Raw genomic sequence first — 14,053 nt, 5'->3', positions numbered from 1 at the left:
TGGGAAAAAACGGGCTTAGATATTTCCTTGTAGGGCTTTGCTTATGGTATGATGTAAAAGAATAAGCTGGCATAAACATGTACACATGTTTTGTGGAAGCGAGGTGTCAACAATGGATTCCATGGACAAAACGGTCAAATTTAATGTCAAGGCAGATGAAAAGGAAGCTTCTGCTCAGGAGATTTTGTTGACCGTATATGATGCGTTGGTAGAAAAAGAATACAATCCGATCAATCAAATTGTCGGCTATTTGCTATCCGGTGATCCGGCTTATGTGCCACGGCATAATAATGCTAGAAGCCTGGTACGTAAAAAAGAACGCGATGAGTTGATTGAAGAGTTGGTTCGTTTCTATCTTGCTAAGCATCGTTAGGAGACAGGCATGAAAGTAATGGGATTGGATTACGGGGATCGCCGAATTGGGGTCGCCGTAAGTGATGCCTTCGGCTGGACCGCCCAAGGATTGGAAGTCATAGAACGACGCGGTGACGACAGCGAGTTCGGTAAAATTGCAAATTTGGTTCGTGAAAATGAGGTCGGCGAGGTTGTTGTTGGCTTGCCGAAAAACATGAACGGAACCGTGGGTCCACGCGGTGAGATTTGCATCGAGTTTGCGAACCGACTCAAGGAGTTACTGGGTTTACCCGTTCACCTTTGGGATGAACGGCTGACGACGCGTTCGGCGGAGCGTACGCTTCTGGAGGCCGACGTCAGCCGAAAAAAACGCAAGCAGGTGGTAGATAAACTGGCCGCAAGCCTGATCTTGCAAAACTATTTGGACGCACACAGTACAAGGTGAGGGGGATTTCGTAATGGCTGAAAATCAAGTGGGTATGGAAGAAGAGCCGGAAATTATTTATATTGCCGATGACGAGGGCAACGAGGAAGAGTTCGAGGTCATTATGAAGTTTGAGGTAGATGGTTCCGAAGCGAAGTACATGATGGTTGCGCCAGTGGACCCTGAAGCTGATGAGTCCGATGTGTACGCCTTCCGTTACGAGGAAGAAGGCGATGATATTAAATTGTTTGTGATCCAAGACGATGCCGAATGGGAAATCGTCGAAGAGACCTTTAATACATTCGTAGAAGAAGAGGAAGAGGAAGAGGAAGACGGGAAATGACGAGCTATTCACGTGAAGACCTGAGTTGGACCTCTGATTTGAAGGAAACGTTCGACGGCGATGTAGAGTTGCAGGATGAACAGGGCCATGCGATTCGCATGGAATTGGAAGCAGAGTTCAAGGTAGGAGAGCAACGGTACGCCGTATTGCGTAGACCCGGGGCTGCTGTTGGCGAACATGAACTTTACCATGTAAGCTCATCCACAGACGGCGAAATCTCTATCACCACCATTGAAGATGATGATGAGTGGGAAGATATTTCCGAACTGTACGATGAATGTACGTTGCCGGAAGAACTGTAAGTCTGGATAGCGATGAGATCAAACCTGAAAGGGCGGACCAGTCCGCCCTTTTTGGCTGTGAAGGAGTTGGGTGGATGTGAAGCGAAGGACGAGGATGTTTACGTTGTTGCTACTGCTTATCATTATAGCAGGAGGGGTAGCCCTCTATATTTGGAATGCCATGCAGCCTGTTCAGCCCCAAACACAACCCGTTGCTTTTACGGTGGTGCAGGGAACAGGAACATCGGCAATCGCAGATACGCTGGAGCAAAAGGGACTTATACGTAATGCGCTCGTGTTTAAGGCTTATGTAAAATTCAAACAGCAAGGAAGCGCATTTCAGGCCGGAAAATATGAGGCGCAGCCTGGCGCAACCTTTGATCAGTTGATTACTAAGTTATCGGCTGGAGATGTTGTCAAAGAGGAAATGATTCGTTTTACAATCCCGGAAGGTTTTACGATTAGACAGATGGCTGATAAGCTGCAAAAGGAAGGACTGGCAGACCGGCAGCAATTTTTGCAGCTGGCCAACGATCCGTCCGCTTTTGACGTCGCGCTAGTGCGGGACATTCCAAAGCAGGCGGGGCTTCGCTATGCGCTGGAGGGCTATCTTTTCCCGGAAACCTATGAGCTGAAAAAGGGCAGTACGGCCAAAGATATTATACAGGTGATGCTAGAACAGACACAAAAGCGGTTGGAGACTGTTTCCGATTTGGATGCCAAGTTGAAACAACGGGGTGAAACGCTGCATCAACTGCTGACAGTTGCTTCTCTTGTAGAGCGCGAAGTGGTTGTAGAAGATGAGCGGTCTGTAGTAGCTGGCGTCATTTATAACCGACTCAAACAGGGTAAGAAGCTGGAAATTGATGCTACGGTTCAATATATGCTGGACAAGCAAAAAGAACGGCTGTATTACAAGGATTTGGCTGTGGAAAGCCCTTATAATACGTATTTGCATCTGGGACTTCCGCCAGGGCCTATTGCAAGTCCCAGTCTAAACTCAGTGATAGCGGCTTTACAGCCAAAAGCTACAGATTATTTATTTTATGTCACCAAAAAAGATGGAACACATGAACATTTGTTTGCCAAAACGTATAAAGAACATTTGCATAACATTCAGGTAAGTAACCGTAAGACAAATTAGGAGGTGAGCCTATGGCTTACAAACCCGAACTACTGGCAACTGCCAGCTCTCCAGAGGATGCCCGCCATATGCTGGAGGCTGGAGCTACTGCATTGCTTATTGGAGATGACCGCTTTGGAATGCGGTTGCCGGGACATTTTACACCGGACCAAATCCGTGAAGTGGTGGAAGAGGCACGCAAGCATACGGCACAGGTATATGTATCTATGACGAATTTGATGACGAACGAGCTATTGCCGCTCCTTCCCGAATATGTGCAGACCCTAGCTGGATGCGGCATTGATGCCATTGAGTTTAATGATCCCGCAGTGCTCATGGCCGTGAAGGAGTATGCTCCGCATCTTAAGCTGTTCTGGAACGGTGAGATGATCTCTACCAACTTCGCAACCGCCAACTATTGGGGTGAAAAGGGGGCTTCCCGGGTCATTTTGGCTCGTGAGCTGAGTATGGATGAAATTACCGAAATGATACCAAAGTTGAACATAGAAGCACAGGTTCAGGTACATGGCATGACCAATATTTATCACTCCAAGCGTAAGCTTGTTCAAAGTTATATGCTGCACCAGGGACGTAATGTAGAAGGCGATTTAGGTAGAGGACGCGGCTTGTTTCTGATTGAAGCAGAGCGGAAAGAAGAGAAGTTCCCCATCTACGAGGATATAAATGGGACACATATTATGAGTTCAGATGATTTTTGTATCATGGAGGACCTGCATATTCTAATGGAGGCGGGCGTGCATAGCTTTAAGATCGAGGGCTTATTGAAACCTACGGCTTACAATGAGGCGGTTGTTCGTGCTTATCGTAAAGCAATAGATAATTATACAGCTGACCCGGATGCTTATGCTTATGATGAAAGCTGGCTGGATGAAGTTCGCCGTCTTCAAGATCCGGAACGGGAACTTTCCTTCGGATTTTTCTATAAAGAGCAGGTTTATTAATTTAACAATGAATTCACAGAGGGGGGAACGTCATGGGGACGATAACCAAAACGAGAAAATATATAGGTAAACGGAATCGTCTGGATAAGCCGGAGCTGTTGGCTCCTGCCGGAAATCTGGAAAAGCTGAAGTTTGCCGTTCACTATGGCGCGGATGCTGTATATATTGGTGGACAAAAATATGGTCTGCGTTCTAACGCCGATAATTTCAGTTTTGAAGAAATGCGTGAAGGTGTAGAATTTGCCAACAAGTACGGTGCTAAGGTGCTTGTGGCGACCAATATTTATGCCCACAATGAAGATATTGCCGGAATCGAGGAATACTTGCGCAATCTGTACGAGGCAGGAATTCATGCCGTTATCGTAGCTGATCCGGCTATTGTATCCGTGGCATTGCGTGTTGTTCCCGGATTGGAAGTGCATTTGAGCACACAGCAGTCCACGCTGAACTGGCAAGCGGTAAAGTTTTGGAAAAACGAGGGGCTACCGCGTGTGGTATTGGGACGTGAGACCAGTCTGGAGGAAATCGAAGAAATTAAAAAGCATGTGGACATCGAAATCGAAGCATTCGTCCATGGTGCGATGTGCTCTTCATTTTCCGGCCGCTGCGTGTTGTCCAATCACTTTACAGACCGTGATTCCAATCGTGGGGGATGTTGTCAGTCTTGCCGCTGGAAATACGATCTGTTTGAGGATGCCCGCCCAAGTGAGGTTTGGATATCTGAGGAAGAGGCACAGGATAGCAATGCACTGAAACAGTTCCAGCTCGGTGTTAACCAGCTTCCACTGTTTGAAGAGAGTGATAATGCTTTTTCTATGGGTTCCAAGGATCTGTGTATGATTGAAAATGTCCCTGATCTGATTGATGTGGGTGTAGACAGTTTTAAAGTAGAGGGACGTATGAAGTCTATCCACTATGTGGCTACGGTCGTGAATGTCTATCGTCAAGCGATTGATTCCTATATGGCTGATCCTGAAAATTATGTGCTCAAACCAGAATGGATTGAGGAAATTAACAAGGCAGCCAATCGTCCGCTGAATACAGGATTTTTCTACGATACACCGGATCATGAGGATCATATTTATGAGCCGGAAGAAAAAGCAGTCCCTTATGATTTTGCCGGACTGGTCATGGACTACGATGCCGCGAGTGGCATCGCAACTATTCAACAACGGAACCATTTTAAACCAGGGCATGAAATTGAATTTTTCGGTCCGAACGGAACATTTTTTAAACAAACGGTCGGAACGATCTGGGATGAGGAAGGCAACGAATTGGATGCTGCTCGTCACCCGCTTCAACGAATTAGAATGAAGGTAGATCAACCCGTATCGTATTTTGATATGATGCGTAAAAAGAAGTAAATAAGCCTTAAGTCACAGACGAAAAGAATCAAAAGCCTCTCCTATCGGTTGGAGAGGCTTTTTTTTGAATAGTTTTCTAGGAAAAAAGTTTCACAAAATTTAGTTGATACTCAAAGGAAAGCTACATTCCTTGTCGAATAGTTCCGATAGAAGTTATATAGATAATAGATACATAATGGATGACGTGGAATTAGAAACTAATTATATGGTGGTAGGTGAGAGGAATGGGTTTACGGAAAAAAGAGGGGAATACAGCAAAAAGGCAACCCAAGAAAACGGATCAAATGCAAGGTTTGAAAGGCGGTAAAGCAACGGATACAGGAGAACAAACGCTTGCGGTGTCTTCGAAGGTTGCCCCCTGGTTAGCTAAGGCGATTCGTAAGGGTACACACAATTTAAAGCGTTTACTTAAGCCGGAAAGGTACAGTAAAGATTTCATGCATTTGGTCAAAAACTATAATCCGATACGTTCGGTTGGAATGAAGTTGTTTCTGATCTTTTTTGCAGCAATTATGTTATTTGTGGTCAGCTTGGGGATGCTCTCATACTACAAGGCTAAAAGTACGATTGAGCAAAATGCAGCTACGGCTTATCAGCAGACCGTTCAGCAAACTTCAGAAAAGCTTGACATTATTCTAGAGCGCTTTCAAGACACATCGACACAGGTATTTTTCGATACTGAATTAAGTGATCAGTTGCAAAAGGCTGTAAAGCAAGATAAAAATCCTTTTGCATCTTTTGTTGCTATGGGCGAAGTAAACAAGAAATTAACGAATATTGCTTTTACGAATAAAGCGATTGATTCATTGTACCTGTACCCGGAAGATACCAAGTTTGCTGCTATGGGCACCGGAACACAAAAGGATGTACGGCAGGAAGCATGGTTTAAGGATATTTTGAAAAACAAGGGAATTGTTTGGCTACCTACGCAGGTGAATGACAATGGCAGCAAGACCTTTCGCCTAGCACGCTCCATGAACAGTATGTCCGGGTTGGGAGGGACTTACGTTCTGGTTATGGATTTAAAGTCCAGTGCGGTGGAGGACGAGTTGAAAGGTGTTAATTTGGGCTCAGGCAGTATGATTAGCCTTGTGACAGACAAGGGTGAGTTTGTAGGTTCTAACAATGAGAGCTTGGCAGGAGGAAAGACAAAGCTGGATTACGTTTCCAAGCTTGAAGGGGTTGAAGGAAATCAAATTATGGAGCAGGTTGCAGATGGCAAAGAGCAAAATGTGCTTGCGGTTCATAATACGCTGGGAACTTCCAAATGGATTCTCGTGGGTGTAGTACCTGTATCTGAGCTGGTGAGAGACGCTAAGGGGATTCTAACCACGACCTGGATATTTGCTGCAGTGGCTGCACTCATTGCATTGTTTATTGGCCTGTGGATCGTGCGCCTGGTGGCTCGTCCATTGACACACCTGAAGGATTTAATGGTCGAAGGCGCCAAAGGCAACTTGCAAATCCGAACGAACTATAAGGCTGAGGATGAAATTGGGCAGTTGTCAGAAAGCTTTGATACGATGATGGAACAGATTACATTGCTGGTACAACAGACGAATGCCTCAGCTCAGGAGGTTCTGAATACAGCAACGGAACTAGGTGATGCCTCGAAGAAGACAGCCATTTCAGCCAAAGAAATTGCAGCAGCAACGGAAGAGATTGCTCATGGTGCCGCTAGTTTGGCAACAGAGGCTGAACGTGGCAGTGGATTAACCGGGAATATATCTCAGCAAATGGATACGGTTATGGCTTCCAATCATGAAATGAGTCTGGTCGCACAAGAAGTTGAACAATCCAGTGAACAAGGAACAGTTCAACTGAAAAATCTATTGAGCAAGACTAAGGTTACGGAAGAAACTACGCATGCTCTGGTGGGCAAAGTAGATGAACTGAAGAAGACCACTTCCGATGTCTTTAAGGTGCTGGACGTATTACAGGATATTGCGAAACAAACGAACATTCTGTCACTGAATGCGACGATTGAAGCTGCACGAGCGGGGACGGCCGGGCGTGGTTTTATGGTGGTAGCCAATGAGGTTCGGCAGTTGGCTGAACAATCACGTCAAGCTATTCGCACAGCTACGGGTATTACTAATAACATCGTCAATGAGATGAATGAAACGGTACAGGCATTGTCTGAGGTGTACCCGCTGTTCCGGGAGCAGATGGGAGCCGTGCAGGAAACAACGGACATTTTCCAATCGGTGCAGCAGCAAATGGGAGAGTTCGCGCTTCGATTGGGAACGGTCACCGCCTCCATTCATCATCTGAGTGAATCGCAGACTACATTGTCCGAGGCAATGACCAATGTAAGCGCGGTAGCTGAGCAATCCTCGGCCACTTCACAGGAAGTCGCTTCGCTCAGCACTGAGCAGGCCAATATCGGTAATCAACTGGTAGGTTTGTCAGATAAGCTGGAAGGAGTATCGGTTAATTTGAAGGAACAGCTTTCGCGGTTTACGGTGTAGATATAACTAAACCATGGGAATCAGGATTGTCACTGATCTCCGTGGTTAACCCATTCAACGTTAAAAGTTGAGTGGGTTTTCTTTTTCAACTACAGGACATACTACTGGAAAAAAGATGAAAGAAGGATGGGCGTGCCGAGGCGTGGTAGCAGTTTCATTCGAAAACGTCGAATTGCATATATGACTTTGGGGGTGATGGCACTACTGCTGATTTTATTATGCCGATTGGCTTGGATTCAGGGGACAGCGGGCATTCATATGTCCGTTTATGGGGGGCATTCGCTTAAGGAAATGTCAGCACGTCAGCGACAGGAGGGCATTTCTATCGACTCTGGACGTGGACAGTTTACGGACCGGCATGGGCGACCCTTGACTGGCGGAGTCGTATGGGCGCCAGTGCTTTTTCCCGATGTAGATGGCAAAGCGGCTTTACATGGCGAAGAATTGGCCGAGCTACTGCGTACAAGTAAGAAGCAACTAATGACACGATGGAAAGGGCTGCAATCCCCGCTCATATGGCGTGATGGGCGCGGAGAGCCCGTACAAATCAATCCGCATGAAGCAGGCAAGCTGCTGAAGTTAGCCCCTTCGCTTATTGAGCTTGTACCTTATGCGAAACGTTACAGGGATTTGCCCAATGGCAGGCAATGGCTTGGCTTTTTGTATGAACGTGCCGATCGAGCGAGTGAAATGCCGATGGGGGCCGCAGGGCTGGAAAGAACGCTGGAGCCGCTGCTGAGCGGCGTCGGTGAAACGTTCGTCTCCCGATTTGTAGATGCACAGCGTCGTCCATTGACTCATGTACCGCTGCGTGTCAGTGCTCCATCCAATGGTCACTATCCTTTACAAGTGCAGACTACAATTGATCTACCTATACAGGAACAGATTGAAAAGCTGACGGAATCTAGTCATTTGGCAGAAGGGGCGGTGGTAGTGCTCGATGCAGGCAACGCGGACGTACTGGCGATGGTTTCTCGCCCTTTTTATAATCCCGGTCATGTTGATCCGCAGCAAAAAACAGACTGGTCTAATCGTGCCCTTAAGGCGATAACGCCCGGTTCCATTTTTAAGCTGGTTACGGCTGCTGCTGCACTTGAATCAGGTGTTGTCCAACCGCAGGAACAATTCCATTGTCATGGAACTTATGGCAAGTACGGTTTGGCTTGCTGGAAAAAAGAAGGACACGGTACCCTGAACCTGGAGGAAGGGCTTGCCGTGTCCTGTAATAGTGTGTTCGCTCATCTCGGCGAACGGCTTACTCCTGAGCAAATTCAGGCCACAGCTTCTGCACTGGGATTGAGCCGAACTGTGGGCTGGCAGGAGCAGAATCTTGTAGGGCTACCTCAATTCAGACCGCTGGATCATGAAGAAAAGGGAGCCGTATTCGGCTCCCATACGAACGCTTTTGATCCGGGCGTACGTGTACAGACAGCTATCGGTCAGCGCGATGTGCTGGTGACGCCACTCCAAGCTGCCAATCTCATCGTCACCTTGCTGCATGATGGTCAAGTACATGCACCACGCATTGTAAAACGTATCAGCTACGCAAACGGTAGCACCTTACTGGAATTACCTGCTCATGCAGCACCTTCACCCGAGGGCAGCCGCTTGATTCATACATCGACGGCTCGCATGCTTCTTGAAGCAATGGAAAAGGTTGTGACACAGGGGACCGGTGCCTCCTTGCGTAATAAATCATGGAATCTGGCTGGCAAATCGGGTACGGCCCAAGCTTTAAAGAACGGTCACCCTATAAATCACCAGTGGTTTATAGGTTATGGTCCGATAGAGCGGCCTCGTTATGCGGTCGCCGTCCTTGTGCAAAATGCTTCAACACATTCTACAAATCAAGCTACAGCACTGTTCGGTCAAGTCATGGATCTGTTAGCTCAATTCTCCTGAGTTCCGCGAGTAGCTTCACGATCTTCCTCCTGGATTTTAACGATAAACGGAGGCTCGTCAAATTCCTCTGTCGGAAACCGAATCCATTTTTGCAGATAGCCTTGCTGCCACAATTCCTTGAGCAAAATGATCAGAATGGGAGACAGGATTAATCCAGCTAGTCCAAAGATGGACAACGATATAATGGCAAAGGAAAGCATCAGATAGGCAGATGAAACACCGATGGAATTACCAGTGATTTTAGGCTCTGCCAGCTGGCGGACGATCACCGTGACAGCCATGACAATAAGCAGGCCTACAGCCAGGCCGGTATTGCCTGTGATGAACAGATACACTGCCCACGGAATAAAGATGACAGGCACACCCAACAAGGGCAGGATATCAAACAAAGCCGCCACGAGCGCCAATGAGAGGGCATTATCCACTTGCAAAATGAGTAAACCTATAAATACGAGGACAAAGGTAATCCCTACCAGTAAAGCTTGAGCCTTGAGGAATGCGGAGATGGCTTTAAGTACGTGATTTTTTAGAAAAAGGTAAGCAGTTTTTAATGTCTTGGGTGTTTTACTGCGGGCAATGCCCTTCCAAAGATTAATTTCCATACTTAAAAAGAACGCTAAAATGATTGCAATGGCAAAGTTGCCCATAAAAACAGTGAAAGAACTGAGGAACTGTATGAAAAAGGATAAGCCTAGCTGTGCCCATTTCGTAGCAATGGTGGTGGCAGTCGCAAAATATTCATTCACACGTTCGGTAACACCCGGAGGTAAAGCAGCGATTTTATCTTGAGAAAGATGAAGATACCGCGTGAATTCCGCTTGGATAATCTGAGTATACTGTGGGAGGTTTTGCGCGACTTTCGTAAATTGCGTAACCAGAATCAGACCCAATCCGAAAAAAATAGCAAGTAAAAGGATGATAAATAGCAATACGGAGAGTGCGGAGGCAAAAGGCTTCTTCATTCCTTTCCGATGAAAATAACGGGCAGCAGGTTCAATACACCAGAACACGACGAACGAAAGAAACACAGGTGCGGCTAGTTGATACAGTTTGCTGGATACGAACATAATTAAATACACGGTTAATACGATCAAACCGATATCAAAAACGGTACGCCAATATTTTTTGTACAATGGAAGCATATGTATACAACGACTCCTTTTAGATTTTTACTTATTGTACACTAAATTGGACCTCAATGCTGACCATATGAGTAGCGAAATCTCGGCATGTGTACGTCATTGTGATAACATATAAGTAAGTGAGTTTTTCTCAGGAAGCCTGCTTGGGGAGTTCAGAATAGAAAAGTGGGGATAAAACGTGCAGACTATGCTGTTATGGATGTTTTACATTTCAACTTTTTATGCTTTTATTCCGGCGCTGGTTAGTCGTATATTTGGTTTTCGGGTGTTCAGGCGCGGCAAAAGTGAGCAAGAATATGCACTCACCTTTGATGATGGCCCTGATCCAGTGTATACATCACAGCTGCTTGATTTACTGAAGCGTTTTGATGCCAAAGCTACTTTTTTTGTTGTTGGGATGAATGCAGAAAAACACCCTGAGCTTCTGAAACGCATGCACGATGAAGGTCATCTAATCGGTATTCATAATTACGTGCACAAATCGAATTGGCTTATGCGGCCTGTTACGGTCAGAAGACAAATTGCCCAGACAGAGTCAGTCATTCGTCGAGTAACTGGTGAGGGAACGACCTTTTATCGCCCACCTTGGGGGATAGTGAACTTTTTTGATATTTCCAACACCCATGGTCGTCGAATCGTATTATGGTCCTCCATGTTCGGGGACTGGAAGGCAAGCATTGGAGCGAAACAATTAGCGGAGAGAATGCTTAAAAAGCTGAGGGGTGGCGAGGTGATGCTGCTCCATGACTGTGGTACGACATTGGGGGCAGACGTGGAAGCGCCCCAGAATATGCTAATCGCACTGGAGAAGCTGCTGAGGGTCGCCCAAGAACGACAATTACGCAGCGTACGGGTAGATACATTGTTTTGCCGTCAGTCTGTCAATCAACCTACTGCCTCCGAGATGTCCAGTACGAGCTGGTCAAAAAGAACGCTGGTATGTGGATGGCTCCAGTATGAGCGGCTATTCCATGTTTTGTTTCGTCTTCGTCCCGTAAGCAAGGAGGATACGATCTTTTATTATCGTCGCCGTATCTATCATGGGCCAAATGTAAATATGGAGAACAGCAGGTGGCTAGAAAAAGGGGACCCGGTAATCGAGCTTCATTTTGATAATAAAAAGTTGTTTCAATTGGGTTCGACGGCAAAGTCGATGGTACATCTAGCTATTCAATTAATTCGGATTGTAAAAAAACAACTTCCTGATCTGGCCCAACGCATTGTACATGATTCTGAAATGAAGGGTGTAAAGGCGATCTATGCAGTTAGTATGATTCATCGGGGACCAGAGAAGTTGGGATTTCAAGTTCGGGAGCTTCCCAAAGGACTGTTCAAGCATGTATCCACTGTATATCTAAAGCTGTTATTTCGTATTATCCATCCTTCGGGTTCAGAGCAATTGAGTGAAAAAAAAGATGTAATGGTACCGAAACTGGTTGTGATGCCAATGGATACCTTGTTTGACCGTTATCATCAGGCAGACTCACACTGCTCAGACGAAGCTCTTGAGCAAACAGCTCAGAGAGATGATGTCCATATACTCAACAGCGAAATGACTGAATAGGCTAACCTAATGACCTAATAAAAAAGGCCTCTCGATCCCTTGTTAGGGATCGAGAGGCCTTTTTAACCGTTCATAAAGTACTATCTTGGCAAAGCATTTAGATTTTCATAATTCCGCCGTTACTTGCGTTCGTCACCAGCTTGGAATAACGCGCCAGGTAACCCGTTTTCACCTTCGGCTCAAAGCCTTTCCAGTTGGCGCGACGACGTTCGAATTCTTCGTCCGTAATCTGGAGCTCAATCTTACGATTGTTCAAGTCCAGCTCGATGATATCGCCGTCCTCAACAAAAGCGATAGGTCCGCCTTCTGCAGCTTCGGGAGAAATATGACCGATGGAGATACCACGGGAAGCACCTGAGAAGCGTCCGTCTGTAATCAGACCCACCTTGGCACCAAGCCCCATGCCCACGATTTGTGAAGTTGGAGCGAGCATTTCAGGCATACCGGGTCCGCCCTTTGGACCTTCATAACGAATAACAACCACGTGTCCTTCATTAATTTTACCGTTGGCGATACCTGCCAGTGCATCTTCCTGTGAATCAAAGCAGATAGCAGGACCTTTGTGATAACCACCAACCGAAGGATCAACTGCACCGACTTTAATGATGGAGCCTTGCGGTGCCAGATTACCGAATAATACAGCCAGACCGCCGCGTTCGGAATAAGGGTTGTCCAGTTTGTGGATGACGTTAGTGTCCAGAATTTCCTGACCCTCTACGTTTTCACGAATGGTTTTTCCGGTTACAGTAATACAGTCTCCATGCAGTGCGCCCGGTTTCTTCAACAATTCATTCAACACTGCGCTTACGCCGCCTGCATTATGAACATCCTCAATATGATAGTCGGAAGCAGGTGCCAATTTGGACAAATGAGGCACGCGGTTTGCCACTTCATTAATACGTTCGATAGGGTAGTCAACTTCTGCTTCATGGGCAAGTGCCAATGTATGCAATACGGTATTCGTGGAACCACCCATTGCCATATCCAATGCAAATGCATTATCAATAGCTTCTTTAGTCACGATATCACGTGGTTTAAGATCCAGCTTAATCAATTCCATCAATTGGCGTGCAGATTGTTTAACGAATTCTTTACGTTCTTCTGCTACTGCAAGAATGGTGCCGTTACCCGGCATAGCCAGACCCATCGCTTCTGCGAGACAGTTCATGGAATTCGCTGTGAACATCCCTGAACAGGAGCCACATGTCGGACAGCCATATTGTTCTAATTCAAGCAAGCTTTGATCATCGATTTTACCAGCCTGATATGCACCTACGCCTTCGAAGACGGAGGTCAGGGAAATAGAGCGTCCGTTCTTGTCTTTACCAGCTTTCATAGGGCCGCCGCTGACGAAAATAGTTGGAATGTTAACGCGCAATGCGCCCATCATCATGCCAGGGGTAATTTTATCACAGTTAGGAATACAAACCATACCGTCAAACCAGTGAGCAGAAACGACAGTTTCCAGAGAGTCAGCTATAATTTCGCGGCTTGGCAGAGAATAACGCATACCGATGTGTCCCATGGCAATGCCGTCATCTACACCGATGGTGTTAAACTCGAAAGGTACACCGCCTGCTTCACGAATGGCTTGCTTGACAATTTTGCCAAATTCCTGCAAATGGACGTGGCCCGGTACGATATCAATATACGAATTGCACACCGCAATAAACGGTTTGTCAAAATCTTCTTCCTTGACACCCGCTGCGCGCAGCAAGCTGCGGTGAGGAGCGCGGTCAAAGCCTTTTTTAATCATATCGGAACGCATTTTCGTCTTAGCTGTCATGATGCTGGTTTCCCCCCAAAGTATAAAAATAGTATGGCGTTCAATGGACGCCGTAATAGCGCAGATGTTTTCTAAAGAGTCTATCATAGATGTGAGCTTTTTTCTACATATATGAAGATTTTGAAAAAGTACAAGAAGTGTTCTGTGATCAACAATATATAGATATGAGCAGTTTTATTTGTCTATATATTGCATTTAGAAGAGGTTAGAATGTGATTCTCTTAGAAATAAGTATACTGATAGGTTTGCGTATCAGGTAAAATATGAAAGAGCCCATTCCGCAATAAAGCGGATGGGCTCATGCTTGTTTTTATGTTAAAGGAGGGCGGAATATGAC

12 protein-coding genes are annotated in these 14,053 nt (G+C 46.2%); 10 read left to right on the top strand and 2 right to left on the bottom strand.

Annotated features, from left to right (window positions below; translation table 11 throughout):
- The first annotated feature begins 112 nt into the window (after nt 1-112).
- From MLD56_RS19095 to MLD56_RS19055, 9 genes are all read left to right on the top strand, one after another.
- A complete protein-coding gene (locus tag MLD56_RS19095; protein WP_007431624.1) occupies nt 113-373 on the top strand; it encodes an IreB family regulatory phosphoprotein in 261 nt (86 codons plus the stop codon).
- 9 nt (nt 374-382) lie between these two features.
- Complete coding sequence (gene ruvX / locus MLD56_RS19090; protein ID WP_029515724.1) at nt 383-799, top strand: Holliday junction resolvase RuvX; 417 nt, start codon at nt 383-385, stop codon at nt 797-799.
- A 13-nt stretch (nt 800-812) separates the two neighbouring features.
- Nucleotides 813-1,121, top strand: a complete 309-nt coding sequence (locus tag MLD56_RS19085) for a DUF1292 domain-containing protein (protein WP_241113411.1) — start codon at nt 813-815, stop codon at nt 1,119-1,121.
- Nucleotides 1,118-1,423, top strand: coding sequence for a DUF1292 domain-containing protein (locus MLD56_RS19080; RefSeq protein ID WP_013311522.1), 306 nt, complete (start codon nt 1,118-1,120; stop codon nt 1,421-1,423). Before MLD56_RS19085 ends, MLD56_RS19080 begins: the two co-directional genes overlap by 4 nt.
- Nucleotides 1,424-1,517: 94 nt before the next feature.
- Nucleotides 1,518-2,546, top strand: coding sequence for an endolytic transglycosylase MltG (gene mltG / locus MLD56_RS19075; RefSeq protein WP_029515723.1), 1,029 nt, complete (start codon nt 1,518-1,520; stop codon nt 2,544-2,546).
- An 11-nt stretch (nt 2,547-2,557) separates the two neighbouring features.
- Nucleotides 2,558-3,487 carry a peptidase U32 family protein gene (locus MLD56_RS19070; RefSeq protein ID WP_023989901.1) on the top strand — a complete coding sequence of 310 codons (930 nt, stop codon included), beginning with the start codon at nt 2,558-2,560 and terminating at the stop codon, nt 3,485-3,487.
- 32 nt (nt 3,488-3,519) lie between these two features.
- Nucleotides 3,520-4,851, top strand: coding sequence for a peptidase U32 family protein (locus MLD56_RS19065; protein ID WP_029515722.1), 1,332 nt, complete (start codon nt 3,520-3,522; stop codon nt 4,849-4,851).
- 224 nt (nt 4,852-5,075) lie between these two features.
- Nucleotides 5,076-7,322 (top strand): methyl-accepting chemotaxis protein, encoded by a 2,247-nt coding sequence (locus tag MLD56_RS19060; RefSeq protein ID WP_029515721.1) that lies wholly within the window; start codon nt 5,076-5,078, stop codon nt 7,320-7,322.
- Between the two features lie 126 nt (nt 7,323-7,448).
- A complete protein-coding gene (locus MLD56_RS19055) occupies nt 7,449-9,224 on the top strand; it encodes a peptidoglycan D,D-transpeptidase FtsI family protein (protein ID WP_049816903.1) in 1,776 nt (591 codons plus the stop codon).
- Here the strand turns inward: MLD56_RS19055 and MLD56_RS19050 are convergent.
- Nucleotides 9,212-10,366, bottom strand: a complete 1,155-nt coding sequence (locus MLD56_RS19050; RefSeq protein ID WP_029515719.1) for an AI-2E family transporter — start codon at nt 10,364-10,366, stop codon at nt 9,212-9,214. The genes MLD56_RS19055 and MLD56_RS19050 overlap by 13 nt on opposite strands.
- 178 nt (nt 10,367-10,544) lie before the next feature.
- Between MLD56_RS19050 and MLD56_RS19045 the strand changes: the two genes are divergently transcribed.
- Nucleotides 10,545-11,930, top strand: a complete 1,386-nt coding sequence (locus MLD56_RS19045; protein ID WP_029515718.1) for a YkoP family protein — start codon at nt 10,545-10,547, stop codon at nt 11,928-11,930.
- A gap of 97 nt (nt 11,931-12,027) precedes the next feature.
- On the opposite strand, the gene ilvD is transcribed toward MLD56_RS19045, so the two are convergent.
- A complete protein-coding gene (gene ilvD, locus MLD56_RS19040; RefSeq protein ID WP_029515717.1) occupies nt 12,028-13,716 on the bottom strand; it encodes a dihydroxy-acid dehydratase in 1,689 nt (562 codons plus the stop codon).
- Nucleotides 13,717-14,053 lie beyond the last annotated feature (337 nt).

The sequence above is a fragment of the Paenibacillus peoriae genome (assembly GCF_022531965.1).
In the GTDB taxonomy this organism is placed as follows: domain Bacteria; phylum Bacillota; class Bacilli; order Paenibacillales; family Paenibacillaceae; genus Paenibacillus; species Paenibacillus polymyxa_D.
Note: the sequence above shows the minus strand (reverse complement) of the source record. Positions and strands in the feature narration are given on the sequence as shown.